This window comes from Pseudoclavibacter helvolus (assembly GCF_014191305.1).
Classification (GTDB): Bacteria; Actinomycetota; Actinomycetes; order Actinomycetales; family Microbacteriaceae; genus Pseudoclavibacter; species Pseudoclavibacter helvolus.
In genome coordinates this window covers 12066-30992 of the sequence record NZ_JACHWJ010000004.1, presented here as the reverse complement: position 1 = coordinate 30992, position 18927 = coordinate 12066, and the positions used below count along the sequence as shown (strand labels likewise).

16 protein-coding genes are annotated in these 18927 nt (G+C 68.9%); 8 read left to right on the top strand and 8 right to left on the bottom strand.

Annotated elements, in window-relative coordinates:
• Positions 1 to 105 precede the first annotated feature (105 nt).
• Positions 106 to 1335, bottom strand: a complete 1230-nt coding sequence (locus FHX72_RS12395) for an LLM class flavin-dependent oxidoreductase (protein ID WP_183625508.1) — start codon at positions 1333 to 1335, stop codon at positions 106 to 108.
• 128 nt (positions 1336 to 1463) lie between these two features.
• Complete coding sequence (locus FHX72_RS12390; RefSeq protein WP_183625505.1) at positions 1464 to 3011, bottom strand: NCS2 family permease; 1548 nt, start codon at positions 3009 to 3011, stop codon at positions 1464 to 1466.
• Positions 3012 to 3349: 338 nt separating this feature from the next.
• On the opposite strand from FHX72_RS12390, the gene FHX72_RS12385 reads away from it, so the two are divergent.
• From FHX72_RS12385 to FHX72_RS12370, 4 genes are all read left to right on the top strand, one after another.
• The gene (locus tag FHX72_RS12385; protein ID WP_183625503.1) at positions 3350 to 4684 is read left to right on the top strand and encodes a solute carrier family 23 protein; all 1335 of its coding nucleotides are present in this window, start codon (positions 3350 to 3352) and stop codon (positions 4682 to 4684) included.
• A 282-nt stretch (positions 4685 to 4966) separates the two neighbouring features.
• The gene (locus FHX72_RS12380) at positions 4967 to 5812 is read left to right on the top strand and encodes a hypothetical protein (protein ID WP_183625501.1); all 846 of its coding nucleotides are present in this window, start codon (positions 4967 to 4969) and stop codon (positions 5810 to 5812) included.
• Positions 5809 to 6660: a hypothetical protein gene (locus FHX72_RS12375; protein ID WP_183625498.1), complete on the top strand. Its 852-nt coding sequence runs from the start codon at positions 5809 to 5811 to the stop codon at positions 6658 to 6660. The genes FHX72_RS12380 and FHX72_RS12375 overlap by 4 nt, the downstream gene beginning before the upstream one ends.
• Positions 6661 to 6679: 19 nt before the next feature.
• Positions 6680 to 7558 (top strand): DUF3592 domain-containing protein, encoded by an 879-nt coding sequence (locus tag FHX72_RS12370; RefSeq protein ID WP_183625497.1) that lies wholly within the window; start codon positions 6680 to 6682, stop codon positions 7556 to 7558.
• Positions 7559 to 7566: 8 nt separating this feature from the next.
• Here the strand turns inward: FHX72_RS12370 and FHX72_RS12365 are convergent, their stop codons facing one another.
• Both FHX72_RS12365 and FHX72_RS12360 read right to left on the bottom strand, forming a co-directional pair.
• Positions 7567 to 8322: a hypothetical protein gene (locus tag FHX72_RS12365; RefSeq protein ID WP_183625495.1), complete on the bottom strand. Its 756-nt coding sequence runs from the start codon at positions 8320 to 8322 to the stop codon at positions 7567 to 7569.
• Positions 8323 to 8486: 164 nt separating this feature from the next.
• Positions 8487 to 9311: an oleate hydratase gene (locus FHX72_RS12360; RefSeq protein WP_221186955.1), complete on the bottom strand. Its 825-nt coding sequence runs from the start codon at positions 9309 to 9311 to the stop codon at positions 8487 to 8489.
• A gap of 332 nt (positions 9312 to 9643) precedes the next feature.
• On the opposite strand from FHX72_RS12360, the gene FHX72_RS12355 reads away from it, so the two are divergent.
• The 3 genes from FHX72_RS12355 to FHX72_RS12345 all read left to right on the top strand — a co-directional run bounded on the left by FHX72_RS12355 (position 9644) and on the right by FHX72_RS12345 (position 12934).
• Entirely contained in the window at positions 9644 to 10720 is a 1077-nt protein-coding gene (locus FHX72_RS12355; protein WP_183625493.1) for an acyltransferase family protein, read from the top strand.
• 39 nt (positions 10721 to 10759) lie between these two features.
• A complete protein-coding gene (locus FHX72_RS12350) occupies positions 10760 to 11182 on the top strand; it encodes a RidA family protein (protein WP_183625491.1) in 423 nt (140 codons plus the stop codon).
• A 177-nt stretch (positions 11183 to 11359) separates the two neighbouring features.
• Positions 11360 to 12934 (top strand): AMP-binding protein, encoded by a 1575-nt coding sequence (locus FHX72_RS12345; protein WP_183625489.1) that lies wholly within the window; start codon positions 11360 to 11362, stop codon positions 12932 to 12934.
• A 305-nt stretch (positions 12935 to 13239) separates the two neighbouring features.
• Here FHX72_RS12345 and FHX72_RS12340 read toward each other — a convergent pair whose 3' ends face one another.
• The 3 genes from FHX72_RS12340 to FHX72_RS12330 all read right to left on the bottom strand — a co-directional run bounded on the left by FHX72_RS12340 (position 13240) and on the right by FHX72_RS12330 (position 16096).
• Positions 13240 to 14268 (bottom strand): substrate-binding domain-containing protein, encoded by a 1029-nt coding sequence (locus tag FHX72_RS12340; RefSeq protein ID WP_221186939.1) that lies wholly within the window; start codon positions 14266 to 14268, stop codon positions 13240 to 13242.
• Complete coding sequence (locus FHX72_RS12335; protein ID WP_221186938.1) at positions 14265 to 14756, bottom strand: Gfo/Idh/MocA family oxidoreductase; 492 nt, start codon at positions 14754 to 14756, stop codon at positions 14265 to 14267. The genes FHX72_RS12340 and FHX72_RS12335 overlap by 4 nt, the downstream gene beginning before the upstream one ends.
• Before the next feature lie 167 nt (positions 14757 to 14923).
• The gene (locus FHX72_RS12330) at positions 14924 to 16096 is read right to left on the bottom strand and encodes a mandelate racemase/muconate lactonizing enzyme family protein (RefSeq protein ID WP_244964235.1); all 1173 of its coding nucleotides are present in this window, start codon (positions 16094 to 16096) and stop codon (positions 14924 to 14926) included.
• A gap of 94 nt (positions 16097 to 16190) precedes the next feature.
• Between FHX72_RS12330 and FHX72_RS12325 the strand changes: the two genes are divergently transcribed.
• Positions 16191 to 16922, top strand: coding sequence for a FadR/GntR family transcriptional regulator (locus tag FHX72_RS12325; RefSeq protein ID WP_183625485.1), 732 nt, complete (start codon positions 16191 to 16193; stop codon positions 16920 to 16922).
• 279 nt (positions 16923 to 17201) lie between these two features.
• Here the strand turns inward: FHX72_RS12325 and FHX72_RS12320 are convergent, their stop codons facing one another.
• Entirely contained in the window at positions 17202 to 18917 is a 1716-nt protein-coding gene (locus FHX72_RS12320; protein WP_183625483.1) for an amidohydrolase, read from the bottom strand.
• Positions 18918 to 18927: the final 10 nt, after the last annotated feature.

Sequence of the window (18927 nt, the reverse complement as noted above, 5' to 3'; positions counted from 1 at the left end):
CAGGTGGGGGAATCGTGACCGCCAGCTTCCCACCGCTGGCACCAGATGCGGCGTTCCGTGCGCCAGGCGGGGCCGAGGCTCGGTTGCTCGGTGCTGCCGCGGTGCCTATCCGACCAACGCGCCGAGCCCCACTGAATCCGTCGGCGCGTTCACCCCGTCGGCGAACCAGGCGTCGGCCAGCAGTTCCTGCGAACGGCGCCTCGCGGCACTGTCGTGGGTGATGCTCGTGAGCAGCAGCTCGTCGGCGCCAGTCACCCGCTGGAGGGTCTCGAGCTGCGCGACGACCTGCTCCGGCGTTCCCACGAATCTCGTGTCGAGGCGGTCGATGACGGTGCGCAGCTCCTCGTCGCTGAGCGACGAGATCTCGCGCGCGTGCTCGGGGGTCGGATACGGGATGGCGCCACGCCCCTCGCGGATCGAGAGCACCCACTCGGCGTAGCCGCCGGCGAGTCGACGCGCTTCCTCCTCCGTCTCCGCGACAAGCACGTCGGCGGACACCGTCACGTAGGGCTTGGTCAGTTCGGGACTCGGGTGGAAGTGCGCCCGGTACTCGGCGATCGAGTCGAGCACCGCGTGCGGGGCGACGTGGTAGTTCGCGCCGAACCGCAGACCGCGGGCCCCCGCCAGGCGTGCGCTCGGGCCCGCAGACGAACCGTGCACCCACACCTCGACGGGCGCACCCGCCGCCGGCTGCACGTGCACGGGAGCCACCGCATCCACCGCCTCGTAGTCGTCGGCGAAGAAGGCGAGCAGGTCGGCGACATCGTCGGCGAACGTGTCCTCGACATCGGCCGAACGGCCAAGGAGCCGCGCCTGGACAAGGAAGCGCTCCGGACGGAGGAAGAGGCGGCGACTCGGCGGGATGACAAGCCCGTCGACAACACGGTTCTCGACCGGTGCCTGCTCGGGTCCGGGCTCCGGGGCGGCCCCCGAGTCGGCGCCGGCCTCAGCAGCGACGGCCGCAGCGATCAGGTGCTTGAACGACGAGCGGCCCAGCCCCAGGTCGAAGCGCGCGCCGAAGAGCTGCGCGACCGTCCCGAACGCCTCCGCCACCTGGATCGGGTTGTAGTTGCCGAGCAACGTCGCGGCCGTGCCGATGCGGATGCTCTCCGTCGCCCCGGCCAGCACGCCAAGCAGCGCGAGCGGCGAGGCTCCAGCCACGCCCGGGTTCAGATGATGCTCGGCGAGCCAGAAGCGCGAATAGCCGGCCCGCTCGGCCGATCGCGCGAGCTCGAGCGCATCCGCAAGCGCCTCAGCGGCGGTACCGCCCTCGACGATCGGCACGAGATCGAGCACGGCCAGCGGCACACGGCGAGGAGCATAGGGATGCGTCATGCACCGCACTCTCGCCGAGAAACCCCCTCGACTCGAACGGTTGAAGTCACGCGGATGCACGCACTGCAACCGGGCCTCATGTTCCGGTGGCGGACGTCACACAGGCGAGCGGACGTCCGCCAGAGCGACTACGCGAACATGCCCTCGATGGGGCCGCGGGCGAAGTAGATCAGGAAGCCGACCGCGACGATCCACAGGAGCGGCGAGACCTTGCGCGCATTGCCCGTGAGGGTCTGGACAACCACCCACGAGATGAAGCCCGCGCCGATGCCATTCGCGATCGAGTAGGTGAGCGGCATGATGACGATTGTCAGGAAGACCGGGAGGGCGACCGAGAAGTCGTCCCACTTCAGCTCGCGCACCTGCGACACCATGAGCACACCGACAACAACAAGCGCCGCGGCCGCCACCTCGAGCGGGACGATCTGCGTCAGCGGCGTGAAGAACATCGCGAGCAGGAACATGACGCCCGTCACGACGCTCGCGAGGCCAGTGCGGGCGCCCTCGCCAACGCCGGCCGCGGAGTCGACGAAGATCGTGTTCGACGAGCTCGACGTCGCGCCTCCGGCGACGGCGCCGATGCCCTCGACAACCAGCGAGGACTTGAGACGGGGGAAGTTGCCCTCCTTGTCCTGCAGGCCAGCCTCCCGCGTCAGGCCGGTGAGCGAGCCGACCGCGTCGAAGAAGTTCGTGAACACAAGCGTGAAGACGAGCATCACGCCGGCCAGGATGCCGATGCGTTCGAACGCACCGAAGTTGAACGCCCCGATGAGGCCCAGGTCGGGAACCGACACGATCTGCGTCGGCAGCATCGGGACGTTGAGCGACCATCCGCCCTCGTTCTCGAACGCCGGCCCGAGCTTCATGATCGCCTCGACGACCACCGCGATGATCGTGCTGCCGACGATGCCGATGAGCAGCGCGCCCTTCACGCGGCGCGCCATGAGCACGCCCATCACGATGAGGCCAACCACGAAGATGAGCGTCGGAACGGTCGTCACCGAGCCGCCGACACCAAGCTGGACCGGCGGGGACGCGTTTCCCGACGACGTGACGAAGCCAGCATCCACGAGGCCGATGAACGCCAGGAACAGGCCGATGCCGACCGTGATCGCCGTCTTCAGCTGCGGCGGCACGGCGTGGAAGATCATCTCGCGCAGGCGGGTCGCGGACAGCACCACGATGACAAGGCCGTTGATGACAACGAGCCCCATCGCCTCAGCCCACGTCACCTGCTGCACGACGTTCACTGCGAGGAACGAGTTGATGCCGAGGCCCGCAGCGAGCCCGAACGGAAGATTCGCGATGACGCCGAACAGGATCGTCATGACGCCTGCCGTGAGGCCCGTGACCGCGGCCACCTGCGACGCCTGCAGCCAGCCACCCTCGACGTCGAGCGTCGCCTGGTCCTGCGAGAAACCGCCCAAGATCAGGGGGTTCAGGATGACGATGTACGCCATCGTCATGAACGTGACGAGGCCTCCGCGGATCTCGCGCGGCACGTTCGAGCCGCGGTGCGTGATCTCGAAGAACGTGTCGAGGCGCTCCTTGAACGTCGACCCGCTGCCGCGCTTCGTCGGCGCCACCTGGGTCGCCCGTGCAGGAGCTGCAGCGTGACCGAGGTCGCCCGCTTCCGCCTGCTCGTGATCCACTGCGGACTCGTGGCTGTCGCTCATGCGGCTCCCCTGATCGTGCTGCTCGCGGTACAGGCTCAAGCGTAGTCAGCGCGCGGGATGCCCGTGGCGCGGCAGCGTCTCTCTGCCCGCGCGAGAATTTCGGTGACGGATGACGCGTATCGCCCGATTCGGCGACAGATCTGGCCGAGTTGTCACCGAAGTTGTCACCGAAGTTGTCACCGGAGTCGTCACCGAAGTTTTCGCGCGGCGGCTGCAGCGCAGACGCCACCACGGTTGGCGCGCGAGCGCGGTCATGCGATCCCCTAATCTCGTAGAGGTCACGCGCCGCTCCCCAGCGCAGGCCGATCCCCGCCGAACGACCTGGAAGCGAGACCGCCGTGGCACTGCCCTGGAAACTGCACGGAGACGGAAAGAACGTCCCCGCAAGCGACATCGTGCTGCCCGAGGAGCGGCTGACCTGGCCGCGCACGATCGGCCTCGGCGCGCAGCACGTCGTCGCCATGTTCGGCGCGACGTTCCTCGTGCCGCTGCTGACGGGCTTCCCGCCGTCGACGACGCTGCTCTTCTCCGGCATCGGCACGATGCTGTTCCTGCTCATCACCCGGAACCGCGTGCCCAGCTACCTCGGCTCGTCGTTTGCGTTCATCGCACCGATCCTCGCGGCCGTCGCCTCCGACGGCCAGGGCGTTGCGCTCGCCGGCATCATCGTCGTCGGCGCGCTCCTCGCGGTCGTCGGCCTCATCGTGAACTTCGCGGGCACGCGCTGGATCAACCTCCTCATGCCACCAGTCGTCGCGGGCACGATCGTGGCGCTCATCGGCTTCAACCTCGCCCCTGCCGCGAAGAACAACTTCGAGGCGTCTCCGCTCGTCGCGTCGATCACGCTGCTGACCGTCATCGTCGTCGCGGTGGCGTTCAAGGGCATGATCGGCCGCCTGTCGATCCTCATCGGCGTGGTCGTCGGCTACATCGTCGCCGCCTTCACGGGCCAGGTCGACCTCGCGGGCCTCGACGACGCCGCCTGGATTGGCCTTCCGACCTTCACTGCTCCCGTCTTCGCCGCCGAGCATCTGCTCGTCTACCTCATGTTCGTGCCGGTCGTGCTCGCGCTCATCGCCGAGAACGTCGGCCACGTCAAGGGCGTCGGCCAGCTCACGAACCGCAACCTCGACCCCATGGCCGGTCGGGCGCTCCTCGCCGACGGCCTCGCGACGGTGCTCTCCGGCTTCGGCGGCGGCTCCCCCACCACCACGTACGGCGAGAACATCGGCGTCATGTCGGCGACCCGCGTCTACTCGACGGCCGCCTACTGGGTCGCCGCGATCGCCGCGATCCTCCTCGCCCTGTCGCCGAAGGTCGGCGTGCTCATCGCGAGCGTGCCCGGCGGCGTGCTCGGCGGCATCACGACCGCGCTCTACGGCCTCATCGGCATCATCGGCGTGCGCATCTGGCTCGAGAACAAGGTCGACTTCTCATCGCCGACCAACCAGTTCACGGCGGGTGTCGGCCTCATCGTCGCGATCGGCGACTTCACGATCAACAGCGGCCAGGTCACGTTCGGCGGCATCGTGCTCGGCACCGTCGCGACGCTTGTCGTCTACCACCTCATGAACGGCATCGCCCGCCTCCGCGGATCCGACGCCGACGACGCGGGCGAAGACCTGGTCGCCGGGGCCGACGGGGCAGCGGATGCGGAGCGCGGCACGCGCTAGCCGCCGCGCGCATCCCAAGCCGCGCATCCCGGGCCAGGCGACACATCCGGGCCCAGTCGCGCATCCCGCCCCGTAACGACCTCAACCCCGCTCCCCACCTACGCCGCAGTCTCCAAAGTGGACTTGTGGTCGTCAAACTCGAAGTTTGACGACCACAAGTCCGCTTTCGAGTTCAGACCGGGGATGCGACGACTTCGACATCTCCCCCTGCCGGGCACCTGCGCGGCGAAGTCGAAGCATCCGGGACTGTCGCCGCGCGCATCCGCCTGCCACTATCCAGCCATGAGCACCATCGACCCGGTCCAAGCACGGCAAGCGCGAGCGGAGCACCTCGTTGGCAGCCCCCGCGCGCTCGCGCAGCTGTGGGGCGTCGGCATCCTGCTCTTCGGCCTGGGCGCCGGCCTCGGTTTCGGCGTCATCGCCGAGCGGAACTCGGGTCGCCAGATGGCCTTGGGGATCCGCGACTGGGACGCCGAGCCGTGGATCAACGAAGCCTGGTACGCGCTCCCCGCGGCGTTTCTGCTGCTCTTCGGCGCGCTGCCGCTCTACTTCTTCGTCTACGCGAGACTCATCGGCACCGCGCAGCCGCTCCCGCCGGTCGACCCGTTCACGATCACTCTTGCGGGCACCACAATCGGGCTGCTCGCCTTCACCGGCCTGTGGTCGCAGCCGCAGCACGTCGGGTACACGCGCAACGAGCACTTCGAGACCGTCACATCCTGGTCGTCCAGCGCCTGGGTGTCCTACTGGCTCCCGGTGTGGTTACCGGCACTCGCAGCGCTGCTCACCGTTGCCGCGTTTGTGACGTGCACGTTGCTCCGGCTTCGATCCTCGCGGCGAGGCGATTCGGTGCGGCGGATGCTCGCGGCGGGCCGCCCAGTAGCCGGCACGGTCACCGAGGGCGTCGCGATCTCCCCGGGGACGCGCACGATCGCGTCGTGGCGCTTCACGTTCACCGACGCGCAGGGCGTGCAGCGCTGGGTGAAGCGCACCAGCACCGTGGACTGGCATACCGCCCCGAAGCCGGGCCAGCGCGTGTGGGTACTGTTCGACGCCGCGAACCCGGGTGACACGTCGCGGATTTTCGTGTCGCGGTCGTCGCCGGGTCGGGCGGAGGACTACGCATGAGCACCGTCGACCCGGCCCGGATGCGGGAGGCGAGGGCGGCCGCTCGAGTCGGCAGCCCCGGCATGCGCATCCTGATCCTGCTGACCGGGGTCGCAATCGTCGGCGCGGCGGCGGCGACAATCGTCGGCGCGCTTGGCGGCATGTCGGATCAGCTCAGGTACGCGGCGCTCAGTGGCGGGTTCGGCGGGTCCCCCGGCGTCTGGATCTACCTGCTCATGACGACAGGGGTGCTCGCGAGCATCGCTGCCATCGCTGGCCACGTCATCACGAACCACGCGACGAGCGGCGACCCGCATCGCCTGACCGGCCTCGGCCCGACGACACTCTGGTTGATCGGGGCCGCGCTCGGCGCGTGGGCCTTCGCACCCTTCTGGACCGCGCCTGAGACCATCGGCGCGAAGCTCGACTACGACGGTTCCGCAGTCCAATGGTCGACGTGGGAGTGGATGCTCTACTGGGTTCCGCGCGCCGTCCCCATCGTGCGGTCCGTAGCGTCCACGGCCGCGGCTGCGCTGCGTCTCCTCAGACTCCGGCGACTCGACCAGGTCGAGCAGTTCGTCGCCCGTCTCCGCCAGCGTGGCGTCACGACAGGAGGCGTCGTCACGCAGGGCATCCGCATGAACGACGAATCCGTCTTCGTGTCCGGGCCGTGGACCTTCCGGTTCGTGGATGCGCAGGGCACCACCCGCTGGGTGCGTCGCCGCGGCATGTTCCGCGGCAAGAACCCTCCGCTGACGGGCGAGCGCGTGACCGTACTTCACGACCCCGCGCATCCCGGCGACGAGTCGCGCATCTTCGTGGCCCGCGGCAACCCGGATGCGCCAAGCGCCTTCACTGGGCACCTGTGATCGCGGAAAGCTGACCAAGATGAGCACCAACAACCCTCTTGACCTTGTCGTGCAGCGTGATGCCGCCCGAGCCGCACGCGTCGGCAGCGGCCGCGGCCTTGCCGCGCTGTTGCTGACGGACTTCGGCCTGGCTGCAGGGGGTTTCCTCGGGGCCGTGGGGCTGAGCTCGCTGTTCTTCATCGCAAGGATCGAGGAGACCAGCACCTTCCCGCTCGTCGCCCTCCTGCCGCTCCTCATCCCGGTCGGGATCTTCATGTCAGTCGGGTTCCTCATCGCGCAGGCGTTCGCCCGCCGCGCCTACACGGGAGCCCCAGACTTCACCCGTGCGCTTGCCGACGGGCAGCCGATCTGGTTCGCCGGTGCCGCCGTGGGCGCGTGGGGTTCGCTTGCTGCCCTGCTCCTGCTCACCACAATCAACGTGGGCCCGCTCTTGTCGAACGGCGACGGGACTCCGGTCGTCGAGGAAACCCCCTGGGCCATCACGGTGCTGCCCTGGGTGCTCCCCTCGCTGCTCACGCTGGGCCTCGCGGTGTCCGTCTGGCGGCGCTTCGCCCGCGCCAACCGCAGCCGCCGTGCCGAGGCCAGGTTCGCGTCGGCCCTCGCGACCGGCACGCGAACAACCGGATTCGTGACGCAGGGCGTCGAGCGTCCCCGCGAGAGCAGTCGCGTCATCAGCCGCTGGACGATCCAGTTCACCGACCCCCACGGGCAGACCCGTTGGACCACACCGTGGGGGCTGTTCCACGAGGACTCGCTACCCGTGGCCGGGGACACCGTCACAGTCATCTACGACCCCACGAACCCCGGAGACGAGAGCCGCATTCTCGTCGCCCGCGAGCATCCCGACCGAATCGAGTCGTACCGAGCTCACAAGCCGCCGTTCCCGTTCGGGGCGTGAAGCGACGGCTACGCCAGCGCCGCCTCGAGCGCGTCGAGCCAGTCACCCCAGTACGCCTTCCACAGCTCAATCTCGTCAAGCACCTGCAGCTTCTCGTGCATGATGGCGAGCTTGGTGCGGCCGCTACTGGCTACGTCGAAGGTGAAGAGCAGGCCGCCGATTGGCTCGTCGCCGCGCGCGATGAGCACCTTGTAGGTCTTCGACGCGAGCTTCGAGCGGAACTCCGTCTCGAAGCCGAGCAGCTCATCCCGCGTCCCGTCGGACGCGATGAGCTCGCGCAGCACCTCCCGGTCGACGGCGAGCGTCCGCGTGCGGTTGGCCGTGAACGTCCCGTCCGGCATCTGTCCTGCGAGGCGCCTGCCCGTCATGCGCTCGAAGCTGACGGCGATGCCCTGGCTCCACCAGCCGTTCTGCGCCGAGTTGGCCATGACCCACTCGACGATCTGCGGATGCGTGGCGCCGCGGCCAACACCGGCATCGATCGCGTCGATCCAGTCATCCCAGCCCTGGCCGGTCTGCGCCCGGATGGCCGCGTCCGCATGCATGGGCTGCGCGACCCAGTCGTGCCTGGCGTCATCCCGGTCGGTCGCCGCCTCGGGTGCATCTGTAGCGGATGCGGCGGATGCGGCGGTGCCAGCCAGCCCGTTCGCCCCGTCACGCGCATCCCCGCCGCCGAGCAGCTCGGCACGCCGCGCGAGCGTCTCCTCGAGTCGTGCACGTGTGCTCGTGCCGACGGCCTCTGAAACTTGCGCAAGTGATCCCACGTCGCATCCCCTCGTTGCGCTCACCCTACCCAGCGAAGCAACCATCGCTGCCAGTCAAGTGACCGCTTCGAGAGCCCCACCCGCCAATCGCTGCCAGTCATTTACCCCTTCTGCCCACCTCTCAGAGGGCAACTTGACTGGCAGCGATGGCGAGAGACGGGCGCCTAGATAAGCTTCGCGTCCTGCAGGAGCTCCTCCACGTACGTGCCCTTGACCTTCGCGAGTGCGGCCTTCTCGAGCACGCGCGCCGCGAACGGCAGCTTCACCTCGTGCAACTTCTTGCGGTCATTGAGGTAGTAGACGGCGCTGAGGAGGGTCCGCACGTCAAACGACGACGCGAACACCTCTGGCACTCCGCGGTCGATCTCGAGGAGCGTGTAGACGGCCTCCATGGCGGTGCGCACTGAGTACTCGGTCGTGAAGACGGTGTCGCGCTCGGTCTCGGCGAAGTTGCCGAGGAACGCGAGGTTCTTCGACCCCTCCGGCACGACGAGCGGGCGGTCGCCGGCAGCGCGCGGCATGAAGTACGACGTGATGTACGGCATGTTGCATGGCAGGGTGCTCGCGGAGTTCTTGGCGAGGTCGTCGATCTGGTCGACCGGAACGCCCATGTGGTAGAGCCACTCGGCGGTGAGCTCCCACCCGGAGCACTCGCGGATCGTCTTCTTGATGTAGTCGCCTTCCTTGTCGGAGAACAGGCCGTAGAGCCAGACAACAAGCTCCTTCTGAGGGTCCTGCGCCTCGAAGTGCGGCTGGCGGCTCATGGTGTAGCCGTAGAGCCACGACGAGTCCTTGAAGTTGCAGGGTCCGCCCGTGACGATCTTCCCGTCGCGGGGGTCGCGGCCCGTGATCTTCTGGATGTACGGGACGATCTTGTCGTCGGTGAGGGTGACGGTGGCCGAGATCGTCCAGTTGGCCTCCGGGATGTTCTCGCAGAACTTCTCCGGGCGTCCGAACGCCGGGTCCTGGGCTGCGAGGTTCTTCCACAGCGACCAGGCGCCGCCGCGGTCGGTGACGATGGGCGCGGGCTAAGTCCGGCGCCGTCGCCCGGCTGGCGCCCGGAGGCCCGCAGGCCCGCAGGCCCGCAGAGTTGTGGCGTGTTGCTGTTGTCCCGAACGGGAAGCGCAACACGCCACAACTCTGTGCGCGGTGGATGCGGGGGCGGGGCGGGCGGATGCGGGGCGGGCGGGGGCGGGCGGGCGCCTCACCTTCGCGGAACATGGCGAGGCGGGACGCCGAGCGCCGGGAGTCGCGTAGGGTCGGACACTGCCGAGGCGCCGCCGTCGCGCCTGGGCAGATCCCAACCAGACGCGCATCCGCAATGACTCCACCCTCCTCGCAGTCCAAGCCCCCCGAAGGCAGCCGCACCCCGAGCGGCGCATCCCGGGCCCGTTGGATGGACCTCATTCGCGGCGGCGCGATCCTGCTCGTCGTGCTGCTGCACGCGACCGCGATCCCCTGGATGTTCGCGGGCATCACCTCCGGGCACGTCGTCAACGACGTCAACTCGTTCTTCGCGCCTTACCGCATGAGCCTCCTGTTCCTGCTCTCCGGCGTGCTGCTGACGCGCTCACTCGCGAAGCCGCCAGGCACCTACTACTGGAACAAGGTGCGCACTCTCATCTGGCCGTACCTCGTATGGATGGTCATCGGGATGCTCACCGAGGGGTACACCGACCTGCGCGACCCGTTCTTCTGGATCCCGAACAACTGGCTGTGGTTCATCTTCTTCCTCGCCGCCTACTACGCGGCCGCTCCCCTGCTCGCGCGCATCCCGGGCACATGGTTCGCGGTTGTGCCGGCCGCGCTGTGGCTCGCGAGCTGGCCGATCCCCGACGGCGACTTCTCGAACCTCTGCTACTACGGCGGCTTCTTCTTCGCCGGCCACCTGTGCGTGCGGCTCGGCTCTCGCCTGTCGCGCTTCGAGACGCGAACGCTCATGTGGGTGTGCCTGGCCGTCGCGACTGGCTTCGGGGCGTTCATCATCGCCGGGAATCGCGGCTACACGAACGCCATGACGGCCGGCTTCGACGCGCACCGCCTCGAGCTGCTGCCCGTCGTCATCGCCGGCATCGCGGGAACGGTAATGGCCGTGCGCCGAGTCACCGGCGCGCATGAGGCGCAGAGCCACGACCGCGCGAGATGGCTGCAGTACATCGGCAGAAACTCGGTCGTGTTCTACCTCGTGCACTTCCCGACGCAGGTGTGGATCACGAACATCCTCATCAACCTCGGCGTCACGAACCCCAACATCTCCCTGCCTGCTTGCTTCTTCGGTGCCCTCGCGGTCGCCTTCCTCGCCTGCTGGTTGCGCCGCTTCCGGGTCGTGGATGCGCTCTTCGTGCTGCCAAGGTTCGCGGGGCGCCAGGCATCCGTCACGCCGGCCTCGCCGGCGTAGCTCCCGCATCCGCTCCCCGAACTTCAACTAGGAGGTCCCATGTCCGGATTTGTCTCCCTCATCCGCGCGAGCACACTCAGCGACACCGCTGAATACGCCTACGCCTCCACCGTCGTGCCGGGTGCGCGCCTCGTCTTCCCCGCGGGCGCGTGCCCGCTCAACGACGACGGCACAACCGCCGCGGTCGGCGACTACGCGGGGCAGGCGGCGAAGTGCGTCGAGAACCTGCGCGTCGCCCTCGCCGAGGCCGGGGCTCGCCTCGAGGACGTCGCGAGCACTCGCGTGCTCGTCGCATCCACTTCCCAGGCCGACCTTGTCACCGCGTGGGAGGTCATCCGCGACGCCTTCGGCGACCACGACGTGCCGAGCACGCTCCTCGGCGTCACCGTCCTCGGCTACGACGACCAGCTCGTCGAGATCGAGGCGGTCGCCGCCGTCGCGCCCGTCGCGCCCCGGGAGTAGCGCGCCCAGGGAGTAACGCGCGCCGCCGTTCGGGGGCTGTCGCGGCCGCGCTGAGGTCACTCCCATGTGGGGTGCGCAGTATGGGCAGCGGATGCGACACGTGCATCCGCCAGACGCGGCCAGGCCGGGCACAACCCGACCGCCAGGCCGCCTGCATTTCGATCAAAGGAGATCGCCGTGTTCAAGAGCCCCTACCCGGACGAGCAGATCCCAAACGTCTCGGTCTTCGACTTCCTCTTCGCCGAGCTGAGCGAAGCGGATGCCGCCCGGACCGCCATCGTCGACGGCACAAGCGGCGCCGAGACGACCTTCGGCGCGCTCAAGCAGCAGATCGAGCTCATCGCAGGGGCACTGGCAGGCGGCGGACTTGGAATCGGCGACGTGGTCGCGCTGCACTGTCCGAACGTTCCCGCGTTCGCGTCGGTGTTCCACGGCATCCTCCGCTCCGGCGCAACCGCCACGACCATCAACGGGCTCTACACCGCGGAGGAGATCGAGACGCAGCTCCGAGACTCCGGCGCGAAGCTGCTCTTCACGGTGAGCCCGCTGCTCGCGCAGGCCCACGAAGGCGCGATAGCGGCGGGCCTCGAGCAGGACGCCATCATCGTCCTCGACGGCGCCGACGGGTACCACAACCTCCGCGAGCTCCTCGGTGCGGGCCTCCCCGCGCCAGACGTAAGCTTCGACCCGGCCACCCACGTCGCCGTCCTCCCCTACTCCTCCGGCACAACCGGCAAACCCAAGGGCGTGAAGCTCAGCCACACCAACCTCGTCGCGAACGTCGTCCAGACCTACCCGGTGCTCGACGTCGAGGACGACGACGTCGTGCTGGCCCTCCTCCCCTTCTTCCACATCTACGGCATGACCGTGCTGCTGAACATCGCCATCAAGAAGCGCGCCCGCCTCGTGACCATGCCGAAGTTCGACCTCGGGGAGTTCCTCCGCATCATCGAGACCCATGGATGCACGTACCTGTTCATCGCGCCGCCCATCGCCGTCGCGCTCGCGAAGCATCCGCTTATCGACACCTTCGACCTGACGAGCGTGCGGACGGTCTTCTCCGGCGCAGCGCCCATCGACTCTACCCTCATGAAGGCGGTCGCCGACCGGCTCGGAACCCGCACGCGTCAGGGCTACGGGATGAGCGAGGCGAGCCCCGTCACGCACGTGCTCCCGCTCGAAGAGAACGGCATGCCGCTCGGCTCGGTCGGCGTGCCGATCGCCAACACCGAAGTGAAGCTCGTCTCGACCGAGACGGGCGAGGAGATCGACGCTGTCGAAGGCGCGCAGAGTGAGCCAGGCGAGATCTGGGTGCGCGGCCCCCAGATTATGCTCGGCTACCTCGGACGCGACGACGCGACCCACGAGGCCATCGACGACGACGGCTTCCTGCACACGGGCGACATCGCCACGGTCGGGCCGCTCGGCGAGTTCACCATCGTCGACCGCCTCAAGGAGCTCATCAAGTACAAGGGCTACCAGGTCGCTCCCGCCGAGCTCGAAGCCCTGCTGCTCACGCATCCCGACATCACCGACTCGGCCGTCGTCGGGGCGCTGGATGCGGATGGTCAGGAGATCCCGAAGGCGTTTGTCGTGCGCCGCGAGGGTTCGTCGCTCGACGAGTCCGGCGTCGAAGCGTTTGTCGCCGAGCACGTCGCGCCGCACAAGAAGGTGCGGGCCGTCGCGTTCATCGACGTGATCCCGAAGTCGACGTCTGGCAAGATCCTGCGCAAGGATCTCCGCGGCCGCTGAGGCGAGGCGGGGCGCTCACCTCAAGGCGCAGAGTTGTGGCGGAATGCAGTTAGCGCGCGCGCCAAGCGCGATCCGCCACAACTCTCTGCCGGCGGGGCTCGCCGCCCGAGGGCCTCGCCGCCCGAGGGCCTCGCGGAAGGTCAGCGCCGGACGTCAGCGCCGACAGGGTTGTGGGAAAACGCTGTCCGCGCGTCCCCCGGGTGCACAACGCCACAACACTGGCCCCGCTCGGCGCGTAGGCAGCGGCGGCGCATAGGCAGCGGCGCGTAGGCGACGGCCCGGACGCGGCGGCGGCTCGCTCGCGGCTACGCGCTCTCGCGGGCTACGACCTCGAAGCCGAGGTCGACCGTCTCGCCCTGGGGCGCATCCGCACCGCCACGGCTCATGCGCGCCAGCAGCAACTCGCCCGCCTTCGTGCCGATCTCGCGGTTGGGCACCGCGACGGTCGTGAGCGTCGGCGTGAGGTGCGACGACAGCTCGAAGTCGCCGAAGCCCGTCACTGCAAGCTCGCCGGGAACGGAAACGCCGCGGCGGGCGCACTCCAGCACGGCGCCGGCGGCGAACACGTCGCTCGCAAACATGAGCGCGTCGGTTTCGGGATGCTCGCGCAGCGCCGCGTCGAGCAGGTCGCGTCCCGTCTCGAGGTCGACGGCGGCGACCCCGGAGTCGACGACGCGCACCGTCTCACCCGGATACAGCTCGGCGACGGACGCCTCGAAGCTCGCGCGCCTCGCGGCCGCACGGAAGTCGCCCGACTGGAACGAGCCAGCGAACGTCGGGTGCGCGTATCCCTTGCCCTGCACATATTCGACCAGCGCCCGGATCGCATCCTCGTTGGAGAAGCCGATGAGGTTGTCGACGGGGTTCTCGCTCGAGTCCCACGCTTCGACCACCGGGATGCCGGACGCGCGCAGCAGCGTTGCCGCCGCATCCGTGTGCTGGGCGCCGACGATGAACATGCCATCCGGTCGCCGCCCGAGGAAAGCCCGCACAAGCTCCTCCTCGTGCTCCGGGCTGTACCCGGTCGTACCGATGAAGAGCTGGTAGCCGGAGGGCGAGAGCGTCGCCTCGAGGCCGTGCAACGCATCGGCGAACACCGATGCAGAGATGGACGGGACAATCGCCGCGACCGTCATCGAGCGGTTCGACGCCAGGTTCGACGCCGCCAGGTTCGGCACATAGCCGAGCGCACCGATCGCCGACTGCACGCGCTCGAGAGTGTCAGCCGACACGAGCTCCGGCGTCCGGAGCACGCGGGAGACGGTCTGCGGCGACACTCCCGCAGACGCGGCGACGTCGGTGAGCGTCACCTTCTGCGTCGACCGCCTGGTCACAGGAGCCTTCTGGCCGCCAGATTGCGCATGAGCGCTGCGACCCCGAATGTCCACGGCGCACACCCCTCACTGCTCTGTACCTGGCCCACCAGACTACCGAGGGCTGGCGAAGAGATGCGAACGACGTCACCGGCGTGGTGCGTGAAGCCGTGGTCCGGCTGGTCGCGGTCGACGATGGGAGCGAACATCGTGCCGAGCATGAGCACCGCGCCGTCCGGGTCCTCGATGAGGAGCTCCGGGGTGTCGTGCACGGTCGGGATGTTCCACCGCTCGGCGACGCGCTCGGCGTTCCCCTTCGTGCGGGAGGCGATGGCGACGACGGGGAATCCGGCCTCGTTGTAGGCGGCGAGATGCTGGTCTGCCATGATGGCGCCAGCGCCGATGGCGCCGATCTTCGCGGAGCGGGCACGCACGGGGCCGTCCGGGAGGAGCGCGCCGCTGCCGACCTCGGCCTCCTGAGCCTGTGCTTCAAGGGAACTCGTGGACACTGCGACTCCTTCGCGCCGTTGCGTGAGCGTGTGCTTCTGGACCGGGGAAGTCCGAGCCATGTGAGCGCTACTGGTAGCGCTGCCATTGCATCTAATGTATCGATGTGGCGACTGCGCCGCAAGTCCCGCGCGGCGGGTTCTTCGGGAGTCGCGGAGCGCGCATCCGCTCAGCGCTCGATGCCGTCGAGCACAACCCTGAGGCCCGCGCGAGACGGGCGCATGTGCGGGCCGGCTGGTTCCGCCCAGCCACGCCCAGCATCCACGATCGCAGCCTCGTCGATCGAGATACCTGCCCCGACCGCGTCACCGAGCACGATGCCGCCATCGGCGAACTCCTGGTCGACGCTCATACCGTGCGCCCAGTGCAGCGCCTGCACCTCGGTCGTGAGGTGGTTGGGCACGGCCGTCATGGCCGCCGCGACGGCGGGGTTCGTATTGTAGCCAACAGGGCTCACGGGCAGGTTTCGCGCGTTCGCGGCATAGGCGAGTCGCAGCACATGCGTGACGCCCCAGATCGCGCCGGCCTGCACGATGTCCGGAGCGCCAGCGTCGAAGAGCGGACGGAACTGGTCAACACCCGTCAGGTTCTCCCCCGTCGCGACCGCAGCGCGCACCGCCGCCGACAGGCGGGCGTGGCCAAGGGCATCCCACCGCCGCAACGGCTCCTCGACCCAGAGCAGGTCGATCTCACTCTCGATCGCCGCCACGTAGCGCACGGCCTGCTTCACCTGCCACGACTCGTTCGCGTCGAGCATGAGGCCTGGGCTCGGGGTGTTGCGTCCGAGCACTCCGTGCAGGAGACGCAGCCTGCGCAGGTCGGCGACCGGGTCGACGCCGCCCTTGAGCTTGCCTGCCACGTAGCCGCGCTCGGCGAAGTCCTCGTAGAAGGCGACGAGCTCGCCGTCGTCGAGCGCGATATCGAGGCCGGATGCGTACCCGGGCACGAACCTGTCGCGACCGCCGAGCAGACGCCAGAGCTGTCCGCCGGCGAGCTTCGCCTTGAGGTCCCAGAGTGCAGCGTCGAGCGTTGCGACGCCACCGTAGGTCGCGCCCGCGTGACCCGACTTGAAGACCTGGGCGAGCATCCGGTCAAAGAGCGCGGAGACCCCGCGCGGCCCCTCACCCTCGAGCGCCGGGAAGAGCCTCGCGACGTCGGCGTGCGAGCCGATACCAATACCCTCGACCCCCTCGTCCGTCTCGAGGATCACGATGGGGACGTCGGTGACCGCGGCGCGGATGTGGCCGTTGACGTCGCCGATGGACCGCCCCCAGTCGTGCCTGGTCGTGAGCAAACGGAAGCCGGTGATCTTCATATCGTCCTTGATCTTCAGATGGGACATTCAGCATACATCACATGATTTATTCGTCATATGTTTTTCGTCACTTTGCCCGTGTGCGCCTCTCCAGGCGCGGGTTCGTGACTACAATCGCCGCATGTCCAGCACCACGACGCCCCGGCTCGGCGCCCACCGCACGCCCGCCGCGAGGCTCGGCGTGCAAGTTGTGCACGACCTCGTCTCCGCCATCGTCACCGGAGAGGTCGCACCAGGCGACCTCCTCCCCACCGAGACCGAGCTCTGCGAGAACTTCGGCGTGAGCCGCACCGTCATCCGCGAATCCATGAAGCGGCTCGAGGAAAAGGGGATGGTCTCCGTCGTGCAAGGGCGCGGGACGCAGATCGCCCCGCAGTCGGAATGGAACATCCTCGACAAGGTTGTCCTCGGCACCATGATCGAGAACGACGAGACGCTCGGCATCCTCGACGAGCTCGCCGTCGTGCGCGGGCAGCTCGAGTCGAGCATCGCCGCGGCCGCTGCGAGCGCGAGGAGCGACGACGAGCTGCGCGTCATCCACGACCACCTCGACACCATGCACGCCACAGCGGAAGAGCGCGACGCGTTCGCAGCCGCTGACGTCGCCTTCCACTTCGCCGTCATGGATGTCGCCGGCGACCGCCTCGCCTCCGGCATCGCCCGCAGCCTCTCGAAGCGCGCCGGCGAGAGCAGCCGCTACTACGGAGCTCCTGGCGCCGACGCCGTGCGGCTCACCCTCGAAGAGCACCAGCGCGTGTACGACGCCATCGAGGCGGGCGACAGCGACGCAGCCGCCCGCGAGATGCGCGACCACATCGCGCTCGCCTGGGAACGTCGCCGCATCCGCGACTAGGGGCTAGGGGCTAGGGGCTAGACGGATGCTTCCGGGCACACCCACCTCGGCCGCCCGCCGTCTCAACGTTCATGCAACTCCCCTCGCCCCGCCGTCCACTGTCCGCTGTCCGCTGTCCGCGCCAATTTAGGGGCAAAGCGGGCGCCGCCCCCACGGGCCGCCTCCTCACTCCGGGGGCGCCGGCCCCGCCATCGAGGCGCCGTCGTCAAATCGCCCCTAAATTGACGAAGCGGGCGGCACCTTCTGAGCCACCGCTCTCGTCAGGCGGGCCCGCGCGAGTCAGCAGCCGTGCCCGGTGTGACCGCGCGCCGCGTGGTGCGCGTGCGGGGCAGGGTCGCTGGCGTGGGCCGCGGCGAGGAACTCCGGCAGCTCGATCCGCGAGCCGTCGACCCAGGTTCCGAGCACCTTGACCCGTTCATCCAGGTAGCGGGGCGTCACGGCGTACGGGTCCGCGCTCAGCTCGACGAAGTCGGCGAGCTTGCCCACCGCGATCGAGCCGACGAGATGCTCGCGGTGAAGGGTACGTGCCGCGTCGATCGTGTGCGCCTTGAGCGCCGCATCCACGGAGATCGCCTGGTTCGGGGAATGGATGCGCCCGCTGCTCGTGCGGCGGGTCGTGGCCGTCTGCACGTTCAGGATGGGCGTAGGCGGCGACACGGATCCGTCGTTGTGCAGCGAGACGACCACTCCCGCATCGACCGCGTCTGCGAACGCCTGCCAGCGGGACCCGTGCTCGGGAGCGAACATCTCGCCGTCGAGGAGGTCGCCCCAGTAGTAGTACTGGAACGGCGCGAGCGACACGTGTACGCCGAGGTGCGCGGCCCGCTCGAACTGGTCTCGGCGGCCAGCCCCCGCGTGCTCGATTCGCCAGCGATGGTCAGTGCCGAGCAGGCCATGCTCGGCGAGTGCTCGCTCGTAGGCATCGAGCGCGAAGTCGATGGCGAGGTCGCCGTTGGCGTGGAAGGACATCTGCCAGCCGAGCGGCGCGCACGCGTCAAGGGTCGCATTCACCTGCTCTCGCGAGTAGTTCATGGCGGATGCGCCGCCCGCCGTCGCGGGGTGGATGCCGGCCCGCTTCGTCGCGTCGCTCGCAATACACGGGAACGAGATCGCGATGTTGCCGATCCACGGGGAGCCGTCCGTCCAGAGCTTCACCCCCTGCTTGACGAGGCGCTCCTCCCCCGCGGCGAACGTGGCCTTGGCCCCGGGGGCAGGTGCCGTCGAGACCTCCCACAGGCTCACGCGCAGTGGCGAAGACGGCATGGCAGCGAGCGCTTCGTAGGCGGGGGCGAGATCGCCCGAGAAGGTCATATCGGAGGTCGAGGTGATGCCGGCGCGCGCCATGAGCGCGTAGTACTCGGCGGCACTGCCGAGCGGGTTCCCGCCGAGCTGCTGCAAGACGGGTCCGAGCACCGCTGTATTCGCGGGGATCTCGAACGAGATGCCGGTCAGGGCGCCCTCGGCGTCTCGAGCGAAGGAGCCGCCGACCGGGTCTGCGGGAGGGTTCGCGTCCCAGCCGCGACTCCGGACGAGCGCCGACGTGAAGGAGCAGGCGTGCCCAGAGTTGTCGACGACGACCGCGACGCGGTCGCCGAAGATCGCGTCGAGGTCTGCGGCGGTCGGGGCTGGCTTGCCGTGCAGGAGCGCGTCGAAGCCGTTGAAGAGGAGGGGAGCATCCGCGTCGTGCTCGGCCATCGCCTGCGAGAAGATGCTCAGCACCTCGCCCCAGGTCGGCGCCTTCCACGGCGCGATCGACAGGGCGGGGAGCTGCGTCGCGAGGCCGCTCAGGAACGGGTGGCTGTGCGGGTCGACGAAGCCGGGCATGAGCACGGGCACGCCGCTGTCGACGACCCGGGCGCCCGGCAGCACTTCGGCGCATTCGGCGAGGGTCCCAACGGCGACGATCTTGCCGTCCGAGACGGCGACGGCGGATGCGCGCGGATGCTGCGCATCCATCGTCACGATCGTGCCTGCGATGAGGATGAGATCGGACACCTGGCTCCTT

Coding starts and splice junctions, on each gene's coding strand:
- FHX72_RS12325 (WP_183625485.1), top strand. CDS start 16,191: ATGTCCAGCACCACGACGCCCCGGCTCGGCGCCCACCGCACGCCCGCC.
- FHX72_RS12375 (WP_183625498.1), top strand. CDS start 5,809: ATGAGCACCGTCGACCCGGCCCGGATGCGGGAGGCGAGGGCGGCCGCT.
- FHX72_RS12370 (WP_183625497.1), top strand. CDS start 6,680: ATGAGCACCAACAACCCTCTTGACCTTGTCGTGCAGCGTGATGCCGCC.
- FHX72_RS12350 (WP_183625491.1), top strand. CDS start 10,760: ATGTCCGGATTTGTCTCCCTCATCCGCGCGAGCACACTCAGCGACACC.
- FHX72_RS12390 (WP_183625505.1), bottom strand. CDS start 3,011: ATGAGCGACAGCCACGAGTCCGCAGTGGATCACGAGCAGGCGGAAGCG.
- FHX72_RS12380 (WP_183625501.1), top strand. CDS start 4,967: ATGAGCACCATCGACCCGGTCCAAGCACGGCAAGCGCGAGCGGAGCAC.
- FHX72_RS12395 (WP_183625508.1), bottom strand. CDS start 1,335: ATGACGCATCCCTATGCTCCTCGCCGTGTGCCGCTGGCCGTGCTCGAT.
- FHX72_RS12355 (WP_183625493.1), top strand. CDS start 9,644: ATGACTCCACCCTCCTCGCAGTCCAAGCCCCCCGAAGGCAGCCGCACC.
- FHX72_RS12330 (WP_244964235.1), bottom strand. CDS start 16,096: ATGTCCCATCTGAAGATCAAGGACGATATGAAGATCACCGGCTTCCGT.